We start from the raw sequence: 21,476 nt of genomic DNA, 5'->3' as shown, positions 1-21,476 counted from the left end.
ACTTCCCGACTCACCTACGGATAGAAGCTCTTCTTGTCCCGTAGTCGCTCCTTGAACTGTCCTCGTACATACTTTGGCAGAACGACTGGAGGCGTGAAGTCCTCGAGCATCCTCATGGATAGCGGGCGAGCTTGTTCCGGCAGCATGCCCTCATAGGCTCCTTTGATAACAGGTGCTTCATCCTCCCTCACTTGCCCTATCGTTGAGTGGCCGGTGATCAACGCAATCTGCGACGTTGTGTATCCCTTGCTGATCAGGCTGTTAATCAGCGTGTGGCGAAATGAGTGAAAGCTGGTGCCCTTAGAGAAGCCAAGAGTTTTCATGTAAGCGCCGAACTGGTGCACCAATGCCTGGCTGTAGCGCGCGTTTGTTTCACCGGTCTTTTGGTTGATACCCGCAGAGAGATGCGGGAAGAGGCGCGGATGTTTGGCCTCCTTGATGTCCTCCAGGAATTCTAGGAAGCCAGCATCCAGCAGGGGCTGTGCAATTGGAATTTTTCGTATAGCTGAGGGGCCCTTCAGGCTTTGTCTGCTCTTTGCGCCTTTCGCCTGCGCAAGGTCATCGTCGGCGGTGACGCGGAGGTAGATAAACCACGTGTCTTCCTCTAAGGAAATATCCGCGACCTTCAGCTGAGCAATCTCGCCTATGCGTGCGCCAGTGTAGAGGCCGAGGATCGGTCCCCACCATCGGTGCGGCCATTTCTTTGCCCAAGGTGCAAAGCTGGCTGGTTCGAAGACGCGTTGAAGCTCTACATCACCAAGCGAACGATTGCGCTTCGGCTGCACGCCGACAAGATCTTTGCGGACCTTGCCGAATGCATCCATCGGCGAGGCAGCGATGGCCTTTGCATTGAGCAGTGCGTTGAAGAAAGCGCTTAGAAGTGCTCGCTGAAGCGCAAAACTAGAAGTGGCAGGGGAGGGAACATCCATGCTCTTGCCTAGTTCTATCAGCTCTTCGGCGGATAGAAGCTTCAGCTCCCTACCCGCATGGGTGCGCGAACGTGGCTGCCACCTCAATAGATCGCAGAGCATGTAGATATGACGCCTTTCGATATGTGTAACGCGAATATCTCCACAAACCTTCTGAAGATTTGAGAGGGATCGAGCCGATGCTTCGATAGAGGAGGGCCGGATGTTCCTCCGCTTCATGTGCAGGAGGTAGTCCGCTATCTCTTCTGACAACAAGCCCGCCGGCGTGGCTAGGGGCAGTGAGGGCGGGTAGATTGTGCCGTTCTTACGGGCTCCAGGGCGCGCGGTCTTCTCTAGGGCGAAGCGAAGAAGTTCTTCAAAATGTGTTCTGGACTTTGCGTTGCTGATTTCTACGCCGCAGAACTTAACCCTTCCGACTTTTACAAACTCAATCTTAACGGTGCTGTCGCCAGCATCGGCCTGAGATGGGCTTGGTGTGGTCTTTGCATTTTCCACTTTCGTTGCTTCCGCTGGTATATGTAAGCTTGATACGGAAGCTATTTGTCAAGTCAATGCGTGATGGCCTGTGGTCCCCTACGTGGAATAACACCTTTAGGATTGGCGGATGCGACGCTGCGATGGACGAAGGGCTCTCCATTTTTTTATGTGTAAAAGCGGCCTGCGACTCTATATTTAAGTAGATTCAGTATCTGCGGGCTGGCCAAATTTTGGAGATCGCCTATACTGTTCAATAATGACTTTCCTAACAAAACAGCCAATTTTAGTTAGTAAATTAAGCTGTACCTAGGATGAATGTTTGGTTATTTCGTGGGGTATTTGTTGGGTGGTAATGGCGATTCGGAGTGAGAGTTGTGGTTTGGGCGGAGCTCAGGCCCCTGCCCACCAGATCCAGCGTGGCTCAACGCCCAGACTCATCACCTCTCCAAGGCTCTGAAGTCTCTTGATAACAAGAGGGGCGGGGCCTCGCGGGTCTGCCTAAGATGTGTCGACAGCGGGGCTGTCGATAAGCTGGGGGGTCGAAGCAGTTCAGCTACGGCCTGGCTCACCCCGGGCAAGGGGGAAATCACTCGCCGGGGTGTCGCTTCTTCCACTCGGTATGTGCGACGGTTCCCTCCCAGGCAAGGAATGCCTTTAGCGGGCGCCCTCGGCCAGACCACGTCTCACCGCTGAAGGGCAGCCAGAACCGGAGCGTCAGGTCTATCTTTTGAGCCCTGGCGGCCTTGGCTCGTTTAGGCGGCTTCGAACTGACGTTCCGTCCGATCGCTTCGCGGATCTTACGCTGCTGCGTGGGGCTGAAATCCTCGAAATAGGCAAGGCGCAGCCTACTGCAACCAGCCAATGGGATATAGTTCCTCCAGCCTCAAGGAGCCGCAGGGAAAGTTATGGCATGGAAGGAACCGGACACCCAATCAAGCAGTGCTGAGGGCGTGGGAAATGCGGGGGCTAGAGGATGGCGTGAGTGCGTTTATGACAGCCTCCCCTATGTGTATCTTGCGCTTTTCATGCTTTTGATCGCCCTGACATTTTGGCCGCCAACAAATGGGCTGCTGGTCAGGCTCGGGAATCTATGCGTTATCGGCGGAACAGCCTGTATTGCATCCGGCGTGATATTGCCTAGCCAGCTGATCTCGCATGCAAGAAGGGTTATTTCAGATGAGAGTCAAAGCCCGACGCGTTATACAACGAGATCAGAGGTAGTGGAGATTATCGTAGAAGTTATCTCGGAGCTTGAGGTGAAGAGGAGCTTGAGCCAAGCGAAGGATGAAATCGAGCGGCGCTGGAGCACTTCCGAGGTTGAAGACGCTGGCCGAGCGATGATCAGTTCGAAGAATATTGCTCAGGCTTTTTTGAGATCTTCTAAGCGCACCTACATTGGCTCTGCCGGCATCATCGTCGGAACGCTACTCCTTTGCGCTGAGCAGTTTGTTAGAATTTCCTAGCTTCGTCAGCTTATCCACCCGGCGAAGCGTGCATAAATCGCTGCTATGCCAACCACGAAAATCCCAATGACGATTCGAGTTTCTGTCTTTAGCTCGTCAGCGTTTGGTCTCTCTGGTTTTTTGGGTCGCTTCTCATTGCTGTTCATGATGCCCTCCTGGGATTAGTCAAGTTAGCGCAGGCTGCTGCTTCGTCAAGGTGGGGCCACATCTGCGGTCCGCACGCCCATGCCTTATCCGTCTGGGCCGGAGTGTCTATCTAGGCTTGAGTTCTTCTTTGGTAGGGGTGATACCCTCGACTTCAAGCTGGCCGCTTCAGTTGCGGCTTCTTTCAACACGCCATTCTGTCACTGGAAAAAGCTGGCGAGATGAGCAAATCGTCCTCGATATCAAAAGTGGTCAGGAAGCAGGCCAGTAGCGGTAAGGTCGACTTCGTCCCGCCTGTTGTGTTGAACGAGACCAGTCAAAGCCTCCTTCAAGCAATCGGATGGTTCATCCCGCACAGTGATCGCACTGGGTTCTCGGTGAAGTTGGAGGGCTTCAAGGGCGGGAAAGGACGCCCCTTGGTTGAGGACAAGCTGAAATCGCTTACTCTCACCGAAGAAGCCACTCTCCAGCTTTTTAAGTACCTTCAGACCCATCTGCCTTTGGCCCAGCAGTCTGAGGCTGGGGAGTTCATTCTTATCAAGGTGGCGAACGGGGCAGTCGACCTTACCGGTCATGATCCGCAGTCACTGGTTGGTGCGCTGACCAAAGTCCTATCGCACTCTGAGCTGGTCGAGCACCTCGCCAGCACGGAGCTGACCCAAGAGCTGACAGTGGCGCTGCGAGGGTCCATTCGCCTCAATGAAATGCGATCCGCGGTCGCTGAACTGCGCTCCAGCCTGGGACGTAGAGAATCAGCTGAGCAGGTCTACCAGGCGTGGTGTGAGAAGCATTGTTGGGCTTTCGGGAACGCTTACGTCGTCCGGGATGAGGTGCGGTCGATTACGACGGGCGACAACATCGACCTAATGTTGCCTAACGTCATCGCAGGCTACAGGGACATCGTAGAACTGAAGCGGCCGGACATGGACGTGCTGCTTTACGACAAAGCGCACAAGAACTTCTATTTCTCCGCCGATGTGTCCAAGGCATTGGGGCAATGCCACCGATACTTAGACATGCTTCACGAGTTCGCTGCTAGAGGGCTTCTCGACCACAAGGAAGTAGTGGCCTATCACCCGCGGGCGACGATCGTCATTGGGCGCTCTCATGATTGGAGCGATGAACAGCAACGAGCGCTCCATGGGCTCAACCGGCGTATGCATGGGATCACCGTTATGACTTACGACCACCTCCTGGCACAAGGTGAGCGGTTGTTGGAAGTTATGTCCCCCGCGGCGGGCCAAGAGACTGGAGCGGTAGCTGCCACCGAACTCGACGACGACATTCCTTGGTAGGCCCCGACAGGGTGTGGTAAGCCTACTAATGTCGGCTCAGCCGGTTGCGCCGACCTTTGAAAGGGGGCATATGCCGCTCAAGACCGCATTGAGTCGCGCGACGCAACGGAAGATCGGTGAGAATGCTCGTCCAAGAGGGAGCGATACACAGGTCTACTTGGAGCTCTCGGTGGCATCGGTGAGCCTTGCTTTCGCCGTCCGATAAGCCTCATTGCTGGCGATCAACGCCGCGCATGCGTTCTGCCGATCTTCGCGTCGGCGAGGCTGGTCCTCTTTATATAGGGCTATCTCTCGATCGAGGTCTGCCAACTCTCGATCACGCTTGGCTTGGTAATCAGGGTCCGACATCCGCCTCTTTGCCTGGATGAGCAGCTCAGTAGTGCCGGCTTCTCCTGTGTTGACCAACTTGTCCCACTCCTCGTCGGCCTTCAGCTCGCCAATGCGTATCAGACGCTGTCGAACCTCGTTGGAGTCTCGGGTTTCCAGCTCGCGGGCTTGGTCGCATTGCTCGCGACTCCGGGTAACTTGTTCGCCAAGCCTTTCCACTTCTGTGCGAAGGCCGCGGCTGCTGTCGCAAGCCGTCAAGACCAACGCCATGAGTAGTGCAAGGATGGTGGGTGCGGTTGGGGTGCGCATGTTCTTCCTTGCGTTGGTCGCGTCTTCCGATGGAATGTGTGGTCGTGGCCTTGGAAGGCTGAGCCCAGCAAAGCTAAGGGCGGCTCCTACAGGCTCTGGGCCTATTCTAGGGGTCTGGTTGGCTGGACTCCAAGCCTGTCGTTGGAGCCGATTCCGTGGTCAACTGGGGCATTGGCCTCGGATTACGCTGCCTCTCAGCCAATCATGACTTGCTGCTTCGCCAGACGAACGCGGCCTCCCGAGCCTCCTCGGTCGGCGCACAGTTGGCCGGATTTCGTTCAACAACAGCACACCCTCAATAATCTTGTGGACGGGTGGGCCTCGATACATAACTGGTCAGATTGCGCGATATTCGCCGTGGATTGGCGTCCTCATGGCATCATTGGTCCCCCAGGGCGCGGGGCAGAAAGACCGAGGGTGGGGCAGTGGAGTTTCTAATATTCATTGGGGTGCTGTGGCTTCTGGGCGCGATCTTCGGCAAGAAGCCGCCTAAGCCTCGCCCGGTCGATCCAAAGGTGGCGGAGGAAGCTCGTGTCAACGCAGCCCAATCGCAGGCCGCCTTCGATGAGAAGTTCAAGCGATGGATCGAAGAAGCTCTGGCCTTTGCCGGTCAAGGGCGCTGGATCCCGAAGGGGACGGCGAGTCGGTTTCTGGCATCCCACCCAGCCCCCAAGCATCAAACCAAGACTTGGAAGCAGGCTGTTGGGGAGTCATCGCCGGAGGAAACCCTGCGGCTGCGCTATGGGAATTCGAATAGCGAACACATGGAGATCCAGAGGGTCGCGTGCGATAGCTTCTTCAAGACGGTGGAAAAGAACCCCCTCACCGAAGAACAGATCTTTGCTTGCATCTGCATGGACGATGCGGTGATGGTCGTCGCCGCGGCTGGGTCGGGCAAGACCTCCACGATGGTGGCCAAGACTGGCTATGCCTTGCACCAAGGTTTGGCCAAGCCCGAGCAGATATTGCTGCTGGCTTTTAATAAGGCTACCGCCGAGGAAGTGGGCGTTCGCATTGCAGAGCAGTTGAGGGGGGTGCCTCAGGTGGAGAGTGTCCGGTCCAGCACCTTCCACGCTTTTGGCATTGACGTTATCGCGAAGGCCACGGGCAAGAAGCCGTCCCTTGCCCCTTGGGTCGATCCCGGTAACCCCGGCGCTGATGTAAGGGAGGTGGGCGACATCATTCAAGTGCTGTGCGAACAGGACAAGGCATTCAAACGTGACTGGGACATGTTCCGGACCGTATACGCGCGGGATGTTGGCAAATGGGGCCAACCGGACGAGCCCGAGGCCTACGGCAACGGCGTGCGTGGCTTCCGTACGGCCCGTGGTGAGGTGGTCAAAAGCAAAGAGGAGCGTACGATCGCCGACTGGTTGTTCTACAACGGCGTGACCTACGAGTATGAGCGTGCTTACGAGCACGACACGGCCGATCACCAGTTCCGGCAGTATTTTCCAGACTTCTACTACCCAGAAATTCAGCTGTACCACGAGCATTTCGCCCTTAACGGGAAAGGGCATGCGCCCAAGCATTTCAAGGACTATCTGGCGGGGGTCGAGTGGAAACGGGAGCTCCACGCCAAGTTCGGGACGGCCCTGTTTGAGACCACATCGCATGGCCTGCTGATCGGCGAGGCCATCCCTACCTTGGCAAAGGCACTGTTGGCGCGCGGTGTGCGCCTGGTATTTGAGCCTGACAGGGAGGGGGGAGGACTGTCGCCTGTGCAGGCGCAGGACTTGGCCCGCTCGTTCCGGGTGTTCCAGCAGCACGTCAAGAACAACGGTCTTACCCGGCAAGATCTGCAAGCCGCACTGATAGCCCAGTCTCAGGACGGGTTTGGTGCACGCTTACGCATGTATTTGGCGCTCTACGAGCGGATCGCCGAGGAATGGGAGCGGCGCCTCCAGCGCGGCAACTTCATTGACTTCGAGGACATGCTGATCTTGGCCGCGGGGCACGTGGAGTCTGGTGCCTACAAGAGCCCGTTCGTTCTTATTCTGGCCGATGAGTTCCAAGACAGTTCACGGGCCCGCATTCGGCTGTTGAAGGCGTTGTCGAACCAATCTGATCCGCCAGCGCACCTCTGCGTGGTGGGCGACGACTGGCAGGGCATCAATCGCTTCGCTGGATCGGACATTACCGTGATGACCGAATTTGAGAAGACTTTCGCCCACGCCACGCGCTTGTCCCTGGGCACCACGTTCCGGTGCCCCCCGGAACTTTGCGATATCTCCAGCCGGTTCATCCAGGCCAATCCCGCGCAGATCAAGAAAAATGTCAAGACCACCAATCCGTTGACCAAGACCCCACTCCTTGCCTACGGGTTCGCGGAGCAGGCGAGCATCGTGGGTCATGTGGAGAAGCAATTGGCCCATATGCACCACCTGGCTGTAAGCGGGAAGCTGACGCCGCTCAAGGGGCGTCACATCACCGTCATGCTTCTGGGGCGCTACCGGGATGACAGGCCGGGTGCGTTGGACGTGTGGCAACGCCGCTTCGGCGACAAGCTGAGCATCGAGTATCGAACTGCCCACGGTTCCAAGGGATTGGAGTCAGAGTACGTCTTCATCCTGAACGTGGTGGAGGGCAACCGAGGGTTTCCGAGCCAGATCCAAGACGACCCTGCGCTGCAGTTAGCCATGCCGGCACCCGACCCCTTCCCTGTAGCGGAGGAGCGGCGCTTGTTCTATGTGGCCATGACCCGTGCCCGTAAGCAGGTTAGGCTGTATACGACCCTCAGCCAGCCTTCGCGCTTTCTGGTGGAGTTGGTGAAGCAAGGGCACCTCAAGATCGAACCCATCGATGGTGAGGCCTTGGAGCCGTGCCCACAGTGTGGGCGTGGGATCCTGCAGCTGCGGTCGGGACCTTACGGCGACTTTCACGGATGCAGTCGCTTCCCTGCTTGCACCTTCAAGCTCAAGGCGGACCAAGACGCGCCTTTGAAATTCCAGGTCAAACCTCGAACCCAGCGACTGCCGGCGAGCACACGGGCAGGTGCCCAATGCCCCGTATGCAAGCAAGGGGTGCTTCAGTCGCGGAACGGTCGCAACGGCTCCTTCTTGGGTTGCTCCCGGTTCCAAAGCGGTTGTAAGGCGACTCGGAGCCTATCGGACTGATGGGCTTGTGTAGCTTTAGACGACGAGCGCGCTGCCCTGTATTTGTGGCCCAGCTCCTAAGGCTTAACTGGCGGCGCATAGTGCCCGGATGGGTCCCCTGGGGGCTTGTAGGCTCTGAAAGCTAAAGAAACGACGCATTTAGCCGATAGAGCATCAAGTTATTCCAGCCAGAATGCGCGAGGACAGGATGTCGAGAAAGATCGTTGGTTTTAGTGTGGCGTTGATACCACTGTTGCTGGCCGGTTGCGGCGCGAGCAAGTCTCCGGCTTGCGGTGATGAAAGCACGCTGGATTTGATCAGAAGCATCATCCAGCGGGAGCTGGGCGCGGGCAGTTCCGCAGCCTCCCTGGACGCAAAGGCGCTGCGAGAGGTTCTGGCCATTTCCTTGGCGCACCCCACCAGCTTTGACGAGGCAATCAGCCGCTACAGCTGCGAGGCGGACCTCACCGCTCCGTTCAACAACCCCGGCCAGGACGTCTACAAACTTCGGCTCGAGTACACCTCTCAAGTCGTCGACGGGGACCACTTGGCGGAGGTGCGCGTGCTTCCTGGTGATCTCATCGGCATCGGAGCTGCGATCCGCTCCAACCTTCAAAGCAAGCAGAAAGCGCCTGAGCCCGCCGCGGCTCCGCTTGCAAGTGAGCCCGCACCCGCGGCGCAGGAGGACTTTGACGACCTGGCATCGGTAAAGTCAGATGATTACACGGACGTCGAGGAGCTCGAGCCGTCGTTGGGCGCCCCCAGCCCTAGCTTTGACTGCTCCAGGGCATCATCGTCAGTGGAGCAAATGATATGTGCCGATGGTGAGCTGGCCCGGCTAGATAGCGAAACGGCCGAGGCCTTCAAGGTGGCACGTTCCCATTCCGCCGATCCTAGCTCTATAAGCACGGACCAAGGACGCTGGAGAAGGGAGGTGCGCGACGCGTGCGGGGACAGTTCGTGCGTTAGTGACGCCTACCGTGCTCGCCTAGCTGAGCTCAACTGAATCTCTTCATTAGACTTGGGGAGGTCTAGGAGAGGCGGAGCCGATGATTGCTCAAGCGGGGCGGAGGGCCCCTCCGCCTCGTGGCTTGTCGCTACCGTTCTACAGATCGGATTCGACGGAAGAGTTCGGCCTGGTAAAGCGCATCTTCAAGGGCATCGTGTGTCCCTTCGAGCTTAGGGTGAAGCGCCTTGGCTATGTGGCTGGACTTGGTACCTGCCCACGTGCAATTCGTTGCCCCCATGTAGAGCGATTTAATGTCCAGCGCGGCAAATCCGAACGGGTTAGTGGACAGGTATCGGTGGAAATAGTAGTTGACAAAGGACCAGTCAAACGCGGCATTGAAGCCTACAAAGACTGGATCGGCTTCCGCGCCAGCCACTTCCAGTACCCAGTCACGGAAATTCCCCATTGCAGCTTCAGGCTCAAGGCCTGTCCGATCCAGCTCATCCAATGAAAGCCCGGCCACTTCCAACGCCTTAGGATCAGCCTTGCGAGTAGTGGGCTTGAGTTGGCACGAAAAGGTGCGTCCTGGCTGATATGCATCGCAAGCGCCAATGGAGAGCAGTGCATATTCTCCCGGAATGGGGCCGGCCGTTTCGACGTCAACGGAAATGAAAACTTCCAGGTTCTTTGTCATGGAATCAGCGGCTCGGTAGGGACAAGGGAGGGGCGATTCCTGATGGCGTTCCAGTGTTCAAGAAATGCCTTCCGACGTTCTACCGTGCTTCCCGTGGGCTTCCAGTGATGGCCGGACAGGGTGGTGATATCAAAGGGATGATCCGACCCCTCTTTTGCCATCAACATCGTGGGCAGCCCTCGGCCGAGCGCATAGCCGAGTTCGATAAAGCAGTTGGGACGTCCACCTGTGATGTCGGCCAGAACGACCCTACTGCGATGCAGTTTTGCAAAAATCTCCTCGTCGATGCGGGCGTGGTCGTATGACTGGCGGCCATCGACCACCGTCAGTCTGTAGCCCAGCTCGTTCTCCATCACAGGCTGGACGACGTTGTCGAAGAAGCTCTCGACGCTCTCGAAGTCCGGGTGACTCGGGTTAAGGAGCCGCACGACAAAAGCCCGTGGAGGTACCAGCGACTCGACCAGTCCGATCACATCCTTGACGCAATCGGCGACTGCCTTGCGCGACGTGACCTCGATTCGGTTCAGCCAGCCGTGCTCATTGGGGGCTCCCTCGACTAGGAAAAGGCGCTTGGCGTTATTGCTGGTGGACGCAAAATCGAAGATCTTCTGCGAGCCCGTTGTTGCAGATTCCAGCTTGAACGTCAGGGGAACAACTGGCTTTCCTGCGTCATGGTAAAGATTGGCCAAGAAGAGAACGCCTTCACCGCCACCCAACGTAATCAGGATGTCGCCATGGCGAGCCTGCGCCTCCATTCGCTTGGCATTCATGTTCCAATGCGCAGCAGACTCAATCTGCACCAAGTCCGACGAGCGCATCGTAGCCCATAGATCTTCGTACTGTTCCGGGATTTGATCCTCGTTCTTATGGTGCTTTACGGCAAAGACGAGAGGGCCGGTGGCACTCGCAGGCCGCGACGCCAAGTTGTTAAAGATCGTCTTTAGGACTAGCCAGTCAAAGCAAATGGGCAACCCATCTTCACGGGGCTTCTCGGCGTCGATCGGCACCACGAATGCTGCACCGCGGGCCACCAGCTCCTTGACCAAGAGCTCGACGCTCTGTCTCGCGCGCTCCACTTCCTGGGGGGCGGCCGTGCAGGAATCTTTGGAGATGCTCCCGGCAATGTGGATTCGCCGGCCAAGCAGGGAGGGGGGCGCCATTACCGGTCCTCCATGACTGGAGACGGCCGAAGTGAAGTTGCGGCGCTATGGATGTCTTCGAAGGACAGTGGGCGATCAGGAAAGGCGCGAGCCATGGCCGTCGGGTAAAGGCGCGTTCGGATATCCGAGTACGTCCAGCCAGGCTGTTCACCTTGCGCCCCAGTGGCGGCTACAAGCTGCTCGATGTGCTTCGTCGTGAGTGAGAGCCCTTCCAGATCCATCGTCAAAAGTTGGCGGCGCTCGCTGTCGGTGGGACGGGAAAACTCTTCAACCACTGCGGCCCGACGGCGCAGGGCCGCATCGAGTACAGAGAGTCGGTTCGTGCAAAGAATCACAACGACCCGTCCGCCGTAACGACGGAGATCATCGACGCCCTGAATCAGAGTGTTGACTGCCACCTTGTCTTCATGGTGGCTGTTCTCTTGGGAGCGCGATGCTGCGATTGAGTCACCTTCGTCAATGATCAGGAAGGCTCGGCGCGCCTTGCCCGCCGACTGACATACCTCTTGAAACGCTTGATTGAGGAGAGTGCCCATTTCACCGACCTTGCCGCCGCCGCGAACTCGATTACTGAGTCTGAAGAGAAGCGAGTCCTCGGTCCGCGATTCTTTCGCCAAGCGATTAACGACACACTCGGCGGTCGCCGTTTTGCCAGTCCCTACGTCACCATGGAAGATGACCAGGGGGTACTGCTCGGATACGAGGCCGCACAGGGCAATCTTGCTCTTGTGGTGCTTCTTGCTCCACGCATCGAGCTCGCTCAGGCTGAGAAGCAGCCGAAGCTGATCATGGATCCTGTCGTATCGATCATTGAATCCCAGCAGCGTCTTCTCGCGCAGGGCGAGCTTCGGGTCCGGGAGGACGATCTTTGCATCGAATACACTTTCCTGGCTCATCGGCTATAGTCCTCGCGCTGCATTCCATATGAGTTGCTTGAGTAGCTGCGATTCGAACTCAAGCTGAGGGACGAATGGCTGGTGTCTGCGGTTGAGGTAACCCAACCGACCTTCAGCTTGTCTCGCATCTTCTCTCTGGCCGCCTGGTCATAAGAGTCATTGTAGAAAAGCACGATACGCAGGTCGGGGTTGGCCACCTTCGGCCACATGAGCCCACCGGGGCGATTCATTTTGAGGCTTCCAGACTCTGCTTCGACAGTGAAGCGAGTCGCCATTTGCTCAATACCGCCGCTTAGCAGGGTCAGGTCAGCCATGCGCAAGTAGCCCTTGCTAGCCAAGAGCTCCATGTCGTGCGCCCAGTTGCGAGCCTTCGCTTCCGTAATGGCACCCGTGCTCGAGGCGATCATGACCAAGTCTGCTGTGACTCGACGCATCACTGCTTCGATGTCGGCGACAGAGTAGGTATTAGTAGAAGTGCTGGTCTGACTCACGCGTCGTCCTCCACCTTGAATCGAGGTCCAAAAATCTCCTTCCAAATCTCAGTGTCGTTCTCTGCGGAGGCGAAGTTTGCGGTTTCCCAGGCTTCGCTTGCCGCGTCGACAATTGCTTGGCGTTCGGCCTCGGAAATCCTGCTCGCGACGTTGTTGCTGCTGCACACCGGATCAAGGATGACTACGGGATGTTCGAAGGTGGGAACAACGGAGCCGTTCTCGGGAAAGGAGATCTTCTCCTTAAGCCCTGACTGTGCAATGTAGAGCAGGAAGTCCCTAAATCGCTTCTCAATCGTTCCATCCTTGCCATACTTCGCCAGGACGTGAGCCATGATCAGTTCGATGGCAAACGATTTGAGCGGTTTGATGTAAGCATGGTTGCGCCACTTCTTCGCCAGTCGCACCAAGGTTCGGAAGTCTTTGTCGACATCCTTCCGGTCCCTGACAAATTTTATTTGGCAGGGAGCGCAGGTTTGAATCTTTGTCCCGTCATGGATGTCGAACTGCCACCCAAAGCCGGGTTTCGACGAGTCCTCGATGACTGGAACAATGTCGACGCTCAGGCCCGAGCCAATGAACGTTACGGTGGCGGCCTTGCGCTGGATCTCAAAGTCTTCGACCGACTTGTTTGGATAGAGCTCTATAAGTGCTTTGTAGATCAGCTCGCTCAGGCTGCTCAGGGTTTCTTGGTCCACTGAACGGCCGGAGATGTAGAACACCACGTCTACGTCCACCGGATCTTCTGACGTCTTACGTAGGATGGTGTACTTGGCGAAGGAGCCAGCCTTCACGACTTTCGTGATCTTGATCTCCGTCTGGTCGTGCACCCGCTTGCTCAAGGCGCCGATCAGACGATCAACCTGCTGGTGGTACTCCGTGCGCTTGTCCGCGGGAAGGCGCAGCACGTTGCTGTCATAGTAGAGAAGCTGGGTGTTGGTAAGCGGCATGCGGCTACTACTCCATAGTTATATGAAGTCCGGCATCTCGGTCAGCGCAAAAAAGAGCGACTTCGTCCACCAGATCCATGGTTCACAAAGGTTTTTCTGTTGTTTGCATTTCGGGCACGGCGTAGATGAATCGGAGGCCGGATTGCACGTCACGGTCTCTTCACGTAGCATAACTATACGCATAGATACTATGCGCGTCTAGTATTTATCCGGTCCGGGTGATCCACATGAGCAACGTCCAAGAAACGCATCCTAAGCTTCCCGCGCTCGGCGCTAGGTCCGGGTCTCGCTGGGGCCAGGAGCGTCGGTTGGAGTTCATCGACTACAGACTTAGGTGGGGTGGGCAGCTGAATAGGAGCGACCTCACGGGGTTCTTCGGGATTTCTACGCCCCAAGCATCGCTCGACCTGGCCGAGTATCAGCGCCGTGCCCCAGGTAACCTAGAGTACGACTCCAGCGACAGGGTCTACCGGACGTCGGCGGCGTTTGACGCGGTTTTTCCTTCTAGCTCCCACGTCCGCTACCTCGAGGATCTGCTCAGGGTGGCTGTGAGCCCAGACCTTCCTTACGGCAGTTTTCTTGGTGGTCATCCGCCAGTCGCAGTCGTGCCGAGGCCTTGGCGGCGACTGGATGCGTCTGTTGTCATCTGTGTCGTTGAGGCAATTAGGCAGAATCGGGCGCTCAACGTGCGCTACCAGTCTCTTTCGAACCCTGTCCCATCCGAGCGTCTATTGACGCCTCACGCGCTCGCCAGTGATGGGTATCGGTGGCACATGCGGGCTTACTGCCACCAGAAAGGCGAGTTTCGGGACTTCTTGCTGTCTCGAATTCTAGAAGTATCGGGAAGAGAGGTAGATCGCAGCAGGGGAGAGGAGGACCTAGCGTGGTCGACCATGGTTCAGTTGGTTCTGGCCCCTCACCCTGGTCTGGAAGCGGCCCACCGCGCAGTGATCGAGCTCGACTATGGGATGACGGACGGAGAGTGCGTACTAACGTGTCGGCAATCGCTGCTCTTTTATGTTCTGCAGCAGTTGGGACTGGCAGAAGAGGAGTGTGCTCGTCCAGCGACCAGGCAGCAGATCGTTCTAAGGAATCGGGAGGAGGTCGAGCGGCTTCTGCCGCTGGGGGAGGTGAAGTGATGCGCGACGAGCTCGCGCAGTTGGGCTCTTAGTCTCTTTTTCTGCAAGGGTCTCGGGCAGTGGCCTCAGTACTCTTTGTCAAATGACAGATGGTTCTGGATAGTCAAGACTACGTTTTTGAGCTTTCTAAGCTCGGACTAATCACGTTTTAGGGGGATGGAATGAAGATCGGTCGTTGGCTCCTTTGTTTGGCAGTATTCGTTTGCATGGACGCTTGGGCGCAGGGGCCGACTGGCATCGGTTCGCTCCAATTAGGCTTGACGCCCGAGCAGGTCACGGCACTTCCTGAAAGTGGCGTTCATTTGGCCGCTCCTCTTGGGCCATACCAAAGCCCGGGTGGCAGGCCGGTGGAGTTGAAGCCCGGGGAAGAGCGGTTTGATACGAAGATTCAGACCCCTTGGAGCGACGGCCCTCTAAAAGCAACGTTGACGTTCAATGGCGGTACGCTGACTAGCATGTATGTAAACCTGGACGACAGCGAGGCGCTGGTCAAAACGGTGGCCGCACAAATTGAGGAAAAGTTTGGCGCGCCACAGGTCACAGACAGTCGGACCGTGGAGAGATGTCCCAGCTACGCCGGCGGAACGGAAGAAGTCCGGAGCGGCTCGCTCTACAACATCTGGAATCAGGACAAGGGCAATAAGGTGGTGCGCACGAACGTCGGCACTTATGTGCTGGACGGGTGTCTGGGGCGTCGATACAACGAACGCCGCAAGGTGCTGGCGAGCATCAGCGTCTTTACTGTGGAGGCCAGTAAGAACCCCTTCTGATTCGGCGACGATCGTGCGATCGAGCTACCGCCTCCATGAGTCATGGCCACTGCTGGGGATAGTTAAATGATCGATCCATTCGCGCTGCAAGAAGAGGCCTGGCCGGAGTCTGTCGCCTTTCTGCCGTACGTCGGAAAGCACTACATGGCTGGTCCTCGAGGACACCGTGTGCTTCTTTTGGGCGAGTCGCACTACCGCTGCGAAGGCTCGACTGATGACCCTGCGGTCACTCGTGGATTCACCCGCGGCACCTTTAATGACATGGCAACATGTCAGCGGAAAGGCGGCGGAAAGTTCTTCGATGAGTTGGATCGCATCGTCACTTGCCAGGAGTTGCCTCCTGTTGAGATAGCGGCTGATGCCTGGAGACACGTAAGCTTCTTAAATCTCTCGCAGGCCTTCGCCGGGTCTCACGCGGGTCACAGGCCTCGCAACGAGCAGTTGCGCCTAGGTGGGGACGTCTTGGTGAAGACGGTGCTTCCCGTCTTGCGTCCCACCGTCATTCTTGTGCTCGGTCGGACTGCATGGCGCCAGTTCCGCCATGGTGAGGTCGCACAGCGTATTCCTCTCTTTCGTGCCGCGCGTGTCAATCAAGGCGCTCGCAAGCGCCGCTACGTGGAGGAACGCGAAGTATGGAGGTTGAAGTACGAAGGTGGGGCGGCGTGGATGACTTGGGTTTACCACCCGTCCTGGAACGTCGACCACTGGGAAGATCGAGCAGGCGCTTTGCGGCACTTGCTCGAATTATCTGTCCAGGCGTAGGAGGAGAGAGTCAGCAAGCGCTTTGCCCCGTTTGAGACTCGGGTCAGCGTTGCCAGCGCAGCAAATGGGCTCCAATGGTTGCGGACGGCATTCCGAGGCCCTTCGACTGCCGTGGTGGTGCCTGCTGGTCAGGTCAGCTTGGCGTTCGAGGTATCCACTCGGGTTCCCCTGGCGCAGCGTTCAGTGCCGCGATCAGCGCTTCCACTTCGCCGCCGCTGAGATCGAGGGAAAGCGGGGCTAGGCCAAGCGCCGCCTCTAGCATGGGACCATGCGAACCGGTCGAATCTCCTACCACCACAGGGACGAGTGGCAATAGGGCGGGCAGCGCCATGATTGCGGTCCCAGCATCCTTGAAATTCAACCAATGAGTTCCCTCGATCCCGCAACCATTACTAACAACCTTCACAAACGGAACGATTCGCCTATCTAAGTGCACGGTGGTTGGCGACCTCTGGCCTCCAACCTCCTTCAGGTAGGCTTCGCTGAGGTGACGCAACGCAATGGACTCGGTGCCGCCGGATGTGTAGATGAGGTAATGGATCCAGTCAAATTCGCTCAGATCTGTCTGAGCCAGTTCTTGCGGAGTAGGCTCACTCGGCGCCGTTGGCAAAAGCTGAGACGCCTCGTCTATTGTGAGTGGGGCTAGAGTCGCCAAACGCTTTGCTGTCTCAGTCAGAACGATCATCTGCGACCGGCGGTCCTTGGCGCCAGGCTTTTTTCGCTTCTGGGGTACTCGATTTGCGTCGAACACCCAGCCTCCATCTTTGAGTTCGCCACGCTTAGCCTGAAATATCGCGAGGCGCGCTCCGCCGCTTTCGAGCAGCGTCAGAAGTGCGAAATCGGCGCCACTGCCTGCTTCGGTTTCATCCTGCTCCTTTGATTGGTACTTGCTGTAAGAGCCCCACCAGCACTTCGTGGGCATGATGTCTAAATGAGCGGAGACAAGGCTGAGCAGGGTGTTGGAGCTCAGCAGGGATCCAAGCAGCGTGCCGGTGAGCGTTTCCTCATGCTCGCGCTGGGACTTGCTCATTGCCGAAATGAGCGCTGTGGCTAGCTCAAGTGAAGCATGGAGAATATTTGGCACAGCCGTCTCCCAGGAAGAGTGGCGCCATTATCCGTCCGATAAACTGCCGCCGACAACTTGTCCGTCTAGCTCCCAAAGCACGAGCCAGAGGGGTCGATAGGTTTGGTCGCTGCCAAGCAGTTTTCTAATCCGTTTCTTCCAGTCGGGAGGCAGCTTGTCGGTGTTCCACCCTGGTGCGCTACTGACAATTTGCTCCAATCTGGGTGAAAGTACCCCACGGCCCCATTCTCTGAGTTCTGCGGAAAACGCCACCCTGTCTGCGTGATTGGCATTGATCCAATGGGTCTGAATCTCTTTGATTACGAAGTCTTCATAGATCCGTTCGGCGACGTAATCCATCCACTCAACCCAGAGCAAGACCCTAGTGCTGAAGGTGCGGCCATCTAGGGGCAATCCGGCGCCGCTGATCTTCCAATCCCCTAGGCCAAACTTGGGGTCTGTTTGCTCGATGGTGTAGCCCAAAGAGGTGAAATAGCGGACGGTGTATCGAATCGATGGGGCGCGCATAGTGGTCTCCGGCCGGCAGACCATATGGCGATATCAAAGGATGTCAAGCCGTTTGCCGGCGTCCTTTTGGTGGCTAGGGAGTCTGATCCTCGGTGGACCGTGTGCTGGGCAGAAGTTGGTCACTTTAAGCCAATTGATTTCCCGAGCCAGGTTCTATCGTAATGACGATAGAAGCTGAATGCGCCTGCCTAACCAAGCGACGGGCGCCTGGCCGAGTGGCTTTGGGCCAGTATCTCCTTTCGAGTTGGCATGACGCCGGGTTGCGCCTGAGGCGGCATCTGCCCCTACAATGCGCTGACGACGGGGGGGCTATCTATGGATGAGCAGGTCGAAGCGGCGTGCAGTGCGTTGGATGATTTTGCATCCGCGGTGGAGCGGACGTTTAGTGGGGTGACCAACCCCCTTCAACAGCAGATTGGTTGGATGGCGCCTGCGCTGACGCCCCAAGAAGTTGCCGCTGTTCCGGCACGATTGGCCCAGCGGATTAGGGATGCCGATCTTAGCTTCGATTCCAGTGATGGTGACGAGCAAGATCAAGCGGTCTTGATCGCCAGCCTTCCGGCCCAGCTCAGCATGCTTACTGGGAATTTGGGCAATCTAACGAGCGGTAACATAGGTCAGGGAGGTTGGGCGTATTTTGAGACGTTCAATCAGTGGGAGCGCACTCTGTTCCCAAATGGGGCTTGGGCCGAGCCGGACCCAGAGACGCTGCCGGGTAGGTTGCGGCGTCAACTGAAGCTAACCAGGAAGGCATTGGATGCCATTGTTGTGGATCGAGAGGCCCTCGAAGCCCAGTTGGCCGAAATCAAGCAGGGCGCACAGCTGATCGGCGACCTTCCGGTCGATGCTGAAATGATTGCAAATGCACGCAAGGACGTTGCCGCAGCACATCAGTCTGCAGTTGAAGCTGCGTCGAAGTCTAAGGTTGCAGCAGATGATGCTGCGTCGTCGTTCACTCGGATGGAGGCATTGGAGGTCGAGGCCAAAAAGGTGCTGGACGGGATCGAGGCCGTGTATCGCGCCACGACCAGCCATGCGCTCGCTGAGGCTTTCAATAGTCGGGCAAACGCCCTCCGGGTATCGGTCAGATGGTGGGTTGGGCTTTTGATCGGCGCGCTCGGCGCCGGTGCCTATCTTGGCTACCTGAGAGTCCAAGCAATCTCCGAACTGACGAAGGACCCGACGGCCCAGCAGTTCATGTCATTGCTTTGGGTTCAAGTCGCCCTTGGGACGCTTTCCCTTGCTGCGCCGCTGTGGGTAGCGTGGCTGGCGACCCGTCAGATAGCTCAGCGATTCCGTCTAGCCGAGGACTATTCATTTAAAGCATCCTTGGCGACAGCCTACGAGGGCTATCGGCGCGAGGCTTCACGTATCGACCCGGACTTTGAAAAAGACCTATTTGGGTCTGCGCTTCGCCACCTTGATCAAGAGCCGTTGCGTTTCATGGCAGAGACTGACCACGGGAGCCCTTATGCCGAATTCTTTGCGTCGCCAATGTTTCGCGACGCCCTAAGGAAGGTTCCGAACCTGTCTGAAGACCTCAGGGACCTGGTCCTCAAGGCTGTCAGGCGAACTGAGAGGCCTGGCAGGTTTAGGCCAAAAGATCCGCCTACCGGGAGTCGGGCAACGGATGATGATCAGTGATATGACAAGTTGAAGGGTCAGAAGTATCGACGTTTCAGCAGGCGAGCTCGTCCGCCCCACGATGGGGCGGAGGAGCTGGGAGCGAACTCCGCAGGTCTTTCACGCGCCCAAAGCGCCACCCGCAGATCCCGTTTCGGGCATTCTTCTACTGAGCCCTCCACGCTTTAGGTGGCTGGACGGGCCTTTGAGGTTGCGCCTCAAGGTCCGGTCTGACTGACAGTCTGATATGCCCTCAGCCAGTCCATGCCCTCAGCTACATCCAAGCGCAGCGAAGCGTAGGAGTGCTTGAGAAGGCGCGGGGGCAGCAGGCCGTCCCATTTTTGGTTGGCGAGGTTCTTGGCTTTGACCAGCAGCTCCTCGCTCATTGGTGCAGGCTGTGACGCGATTGCTGCGATTTCTTCCAGCAGATGGTTGCGGGTCTGCGAGCCTTTGGTGACCTCAACGCCGAGCCGGCCGGCCTGTGCGTTGACGTCTCTCGCGCCGAGGAGGCACGCAATGGCTTCGTTGGCAGCGTCCCCAGCCCATGTGAGGAGGAGGAAATGGCTTCCTTGATCCAGTAGGACGTTCTCGTCGAGCCCCAGGTGCTCATAGGCGCTCTTGCCTTCCTCCAAGAAGCGGCTCGCCGTAGCGTCCAGAAATGTTGGACGTAGTTCACCGCGATAGAGCGCACGCATCGTCTGACGTATACGGGTATGCACACGCCCTCCGCTTCCGTTAAAGATCGGGGGGCTTCCACCTTTGGCTGCCAAGACGTAAATCGTCTTCTGTGCCTCATCGACCTGCTCCACTAGCCAGGTGCGTCCACCAAAGAGGATGCGCTGGCCGGCCGCGAGCATTTGCGTGATTGGCAAGGTTCCCAGGGTTTTCCCCGCCGCGACAATGCGGAACTCCTCGTCCGCCACGAAAGCAGCGTAGAAGGAGTAGTGATTGACCAGCTTGTCGCCGATCAGCCCGTGGAGGAGTAACCCGGAGCTGTCCTGGGTGAGCACGTCCTGCTTCCCAAGATGGCGCAGGAGTTCTACGAACGATTCGCTTGAGAGCCCTTGGAACGGCGCGCCGGACGCGCACAGCAGCTGATACGCTTGAGGGGCGCGCAGCCCGCCATACTGGGCGATTGCAGACAAAAGCTGCTGCACCAGTGTCGACAGATGAGCGCCGCCGGCGACGGGTGGTTCGAACCACTTGTCGATGAGGAGCAATGCAGAAGCGATGGACTGAACGGTGTCCAGCCTCAGGCGGGTCTTCAGATCGGAGTTGGAGTCGATCGCATCCTCGATGACGTATCCGCGGAGGATAGCCGGCTCGCCTTTGCGGCGACCTGATCGACCCATGCGCTGCCGCAGGCTGGCGACGGAAGGCGGCGTCCCGATCTGAGCCACGCTCTTCACGGCGCCTATGTCGATCCCCAGTTCTAGCGTATTCGTGCAGATTGCGGTTGCTGGGCGCTCCTTCTGCTTGAGCGCAGCTTCCGTGTCTGAGCGAATCTCCTTGGAAAGATTGCCGTGGTGCGGCCAGAACTCCCGCGGGCGATTGGCCTGCTCGCTGATCTCGTTCAGGAGGTGGGTGTAGCGCTCTACCTCGCGTCTGCTGTTGGGAAAAATCAGATTGTTCGTGCCGCAAAGCACCTCATGCAGATGCTTGGCAACGGCTAGCGGTGCCACTTCTTCGTGCTTGGCATCTTGGGGGGCAGGAGGCTCTTCAAACCCCTTAAGTATCAGCTGGAGTTCGTTGTTGCCCGACGGGGCATCGACGATTGCGGCCCTGCCGTCTGAGCGGAGGAAGGACGCCGCAGCCTGCATGTCTCCTAGAGTTGCCGACAGCCCAATCCGAGGGACTCTCCGTCCCAGGACGACCTCCACACGATGCATGAGCGACTGGAGTTGCTTTCCTCTCTCACTTCCAATGAACGCATGGAGCTCATCGACAATGACGAAGGCTGTTTCCTTGAAGATGCCCGCCACAGACGTGCCGCGATTGCACAGCATCGCCTCCAGGGATTCGGGGGTGATCAACAAGACGCCCGTTGGCTTCCTGAAGAAGCGCTGCTTTGTAGTTGAGCCGATGTCTCCGTGCCACGGCCAAACGGGGATATCCAGATCTTCGCATAGGCGATCCAGCCGCCCGAACTGGTCATTGATCAGTGCCTTGAGGGGGCTGATGTAGACGATCAGTCCATCTGTATCGCCGTTCAGAAGGTGGGTTAGGGCCGGAAGGAACGCTGCTTCGGTCTTTCCTGATGCGGTGCTGGCTGCGATGACGACATCGCGATCTGCCGGCAGGATGACCGGAATGGCCATTTCCTGCACCTCCCGCAATGCTTCCCATTGCTCCGCCCATAGGTAGCGCTGGACGCCGGGATGAAGCGAATGGAAGGCGCTGGAGGTGCTCATGTGC

At 57.6% G+C, this 21,476-nt stretch carries 18 protein-coding genes; 8 read left to right on the top strand and 10 right to left on the bottom strand.

Annotated features, from left to right (window positions below; all coding sequences use genetic code 11):
- Positions 1-14: 14 nt before the first annotated feature.
- On the bottom strand, positions 15-1,424 hold the full coding sequence (locus GDJ08_RS16475; RefSeq protein WP_152151136.1) for a site-specific integrase: 1,410 nt from the start codon (positions 1,422-1,424) through the stop codon (positions 15-17).
- An 887-nt stretch (positions 1,425-2,311) separates the two neighbouring features.
- Between GDJ08_RS16475 and GDJ08_RS16465 the strand changes: the two genes are divergently transcribed.
- Both GDJ08_RS16465 and GDJ08_RS16460 read left to right on the top strand, forming a co-directional pair.
- Positions 2,312-2,869 (top strand): hypothetical protein, encoded by a 558-nt coding sequence (locus GDJ08_RS16465; protein ID WP_153165291.1) that lies wholly within the window; start codon positions 2,312-2,314, stop codon positions 2,867-2,869.
- Positions 2,870-3,234: 365 nt separating this feature from the next.
- A complete protein-coding gene (locus GDJ08_RS16460; protein ID WP_152151140.1) occupies positions 3,235-4,308 on the top strand; it encodes a Shedu anti-phage system protein SduA domain-containing protein in 1,074 nt (357 codons plus the stop codon).
- Positions 4,309-4,461: 153 nt separating this feature from the next.
- On the opposite strand, the gene GDJ08_RS16455 is transcribed toward GDJ08_RS16460, so the two are convergent.
- Positions 4,462-4,944 carry a hypothetical protein gene (locus GDJ08_RS16455; RefSeq protein WP_152151142.1) on the bottom strand — a complete coding sequence of 161 codons (483 nt, stop codon included), beginning with the start codon at positions 4,942-4,944 and terminating at the stop codon, positions 4,462-4,464.
- 425 nt (positions 4,945-5,369) lie between these two features.
- On the opposite strand from GDJ08_RS16455, the gene GDJ08_RS16450 reads away from it, so the two are divergent.
- A complete protein-coding gene (locus tag GDJ08_RS16450) occupies positions 5,370-8,060 on the top strand; it encodes a UvrD-helicase domain-containing protein (RefSeq protein ID WP_153165290.1) in 2,691 nt (896 codons plus the stop codon).
- 187 nt (positions 8,061-8,247) lie between these two features.
- On the top strand, positions 8,248-9,045 hold the full coding sequence (locus GDJ08_RS16445) for a lysozyme inhibitor LprI family protein (RefSeq protein ID WP_153165289.1): 798 nt from the start codon (positions 8,248-8,250) through the stop codon (positions 9,043-9,045).
- A 91-nt stretch (positions 9,046-9,136) separates the two neighbouring features.
- Here GDJ08_RS16445 and GDJ08_RS16440 read toward each other — a convergent pair whose 3' ends face one another.
- From GDJ08_RS16440 to GDJ08_RS16420, 5 genes are read right to left on the bottom strand one after another with little or no spacing between them, the layout of a single operon-like run.
- Positions 9,137-9,682: a 3'-5' exonuclease gene (locus tag GDJ08_RS16440; RefSeq protein WP_152151148.1), complete on the bottom strand. Its 546-nt coding sequence runs from the start codon at positions 9,680-9,682 to the stop codon at positions 9,137-9,139.
- A complete protein-coding gene (locus GDJ08_RS16435) occupies positions 9,679-10,842 on the bottom strand; it encodes a hypothetical protein (RefSeq protein ID WP_152151150.1) in 1,164 nt (387 codons plus the stop codon). Before GDJ08_RS16435 ends, GDJ08_RS16440 begins: the two co-directional genes overlap by 4 nt.
- The gene (locus GDJ08_RS16430; RefSeq protein WP_152151152.1) at positions 10,842-11,738 is read right to left on the bottom strand and encodes an AAA family ATPase; all 897 of its coding nucleotides are present in this window, start codon (positions 11,736-11,738) and stop codon (positions 10,842-10,844) included. The genes GDJ08_RS16435 and GDJ08_RS16430 overlap by 1 nt, the downstream gene beginning before the upstream one ends.
- On the bottom strand, positions 11,735-12,229 hold the full coding sequence (locus GDJ08_RS16425) for an HORMA-1 domain-containing protein (protein WP_152151154.1): 495 nt from the start codon (positions 12,227-12,229) through the stop codon (positions 11,735-11,737). Before GDJ08_RS16425 ends, GDJ08_RS16430 begins: the two co-directional genes overlap by 4 nt.
- The gene (locus tag GDJ08_RS16420; protein ID WP_152151155.1) at positions 12,226-13,176 is read right to left on the bottom strand and encodes a CBASS oligonucleotide cyclase; all 951 of its coding nucleotides are present in this window, start codon (positions 13,174-13,176) and stop codon (positions 12,226-12,228) included. Before GDJ08_RS16420 ends, GDJ08_RS16425 begins: the two co-directional genes overlap by 4 nt.
- A 308-nt stretch (positions 13,177-13,484) precedes the next feature.
- Between GDJ08_RS16420 and GDJ08_RS16415 the strand changes: the two genes are divergently transcribed.
- The 3 genes from GDJ08_RS16415 (at position 13,485) to GDJ08_RS16405 (ending at position 15,847) form a co-directional block, all read left to right on the top strand.
- Positions 13,485-14,315, top strand: coding sequence for a helix-turn-helix transcriptional regulator (locus GDJ08_RS16415; RefSeq protein WP_226956571.1), 831 nt, complete (start codon positions 13,485-13,487; stop codon positions 14,313-14,315).
- A gap of 161 nt (positions 14,316-14,476) precedes the next feature.
- Positions 14,477-15,085 (top strand): hypothetical protein, encoded by a 609-nt coding sequence (locus GDJ08_RS16410; protein ID WP_152151159.1) that lies wholly within the window; start codon positions 14,477-14,479, stop codon positions 15,083-15,085.
- 66 nt (positions 15,086-15,151) lie between these two features.
- Positions 15,152-15,847, top strand: coding sequence for a hypothetical protein (locus GDJ08_RS16405; RefSeq protein ID WP_152151161.1), 696 nt, complete (start codon positions 15,152-15,154; stop codon positions 15,845-15,847).
- A 133-nt stretch (positions 15,848-15,980) separates the two neighbouring features.
- Here GDJ08_RS16405 and GDJ08_RS16400 read toward each other — a convergent pair whose 3' ends face one another.
- Together GDJ08_RS16400 and GDJ08_RS16395 are read right to left on the bottom strand one after the other, a co-directional pair.
- The gene (locus GDJ08_RS16400; protein ID WP_152151164.1) at positions 15,981-16,877 is read right to left on the bottom strand and encodes a hypothetical protein; all 897 of its coding nucleotides are present in this window, start codon (positions 16,875-16,877) and stop codon (positions 15,981-15,983) included.
- Positions 16,878-16,958: 81 nt separating this feature from the next.
- Entirely contained in the window at positions 16,959-17,438 is a 480-nt protein-coding gene (locus GDJ08_RS16395) for a hypothetical protein (protein WP_153165288.1), read from the bottom strand.
- A 315-nt stretch (positions 17,439-17,753) separates the two neighbouring features.
- Here GDJ08_RS16395 and GDJ08_RS16390 point away from each other — a divergent pair, with 315 nt between their 5' ends.
- Complete coding sequence (locus GDJ08_RS16390; RefSeq protein ID WP_152151168.1) at positions 17,754-19,082, top strand: hypothetical protein; 1,329 nt, start codon at positions 17,754-17,756, stop codon at positions 19,080-19,082.
- 197 nt (positions 19,083-19,279) lie between these two features.
- Here the strand turns inward: GDJ08_RS16390 and GDJ08_RS16385 are convergent, their stop codons facing one another.
- Positions 19,280-21,472 carry a DEAD/DEAH box helicase gene (locus GDJ08_RS16385; protein ID WP_153165287.1) on the bottom strand — a complete coding sequence of 731 codons (2,193 nt, stop codon included), beginning with the start codon at positions 21,470-21,472 and terminating at the stop codon, positions 19,280-19,282.
- Positions 21,473-21,476 lie beyond the last annotated feature (4 nt).

This window comes from Stenotrophomonas nematodicola, assembly GCF_009467805.1.
Lineage (GTDB): Bacteria > Pseudomonadota > Gammaproteobacteria > Xanthomonadales > Xanthomonadaceae > Stenotrophomonas > Stenotrophomonas nematodicola.
Note: the sequence above shows the minus strand (reverse complement) of the source record. Positions and strands in the feature narration are given on the sequence as shown.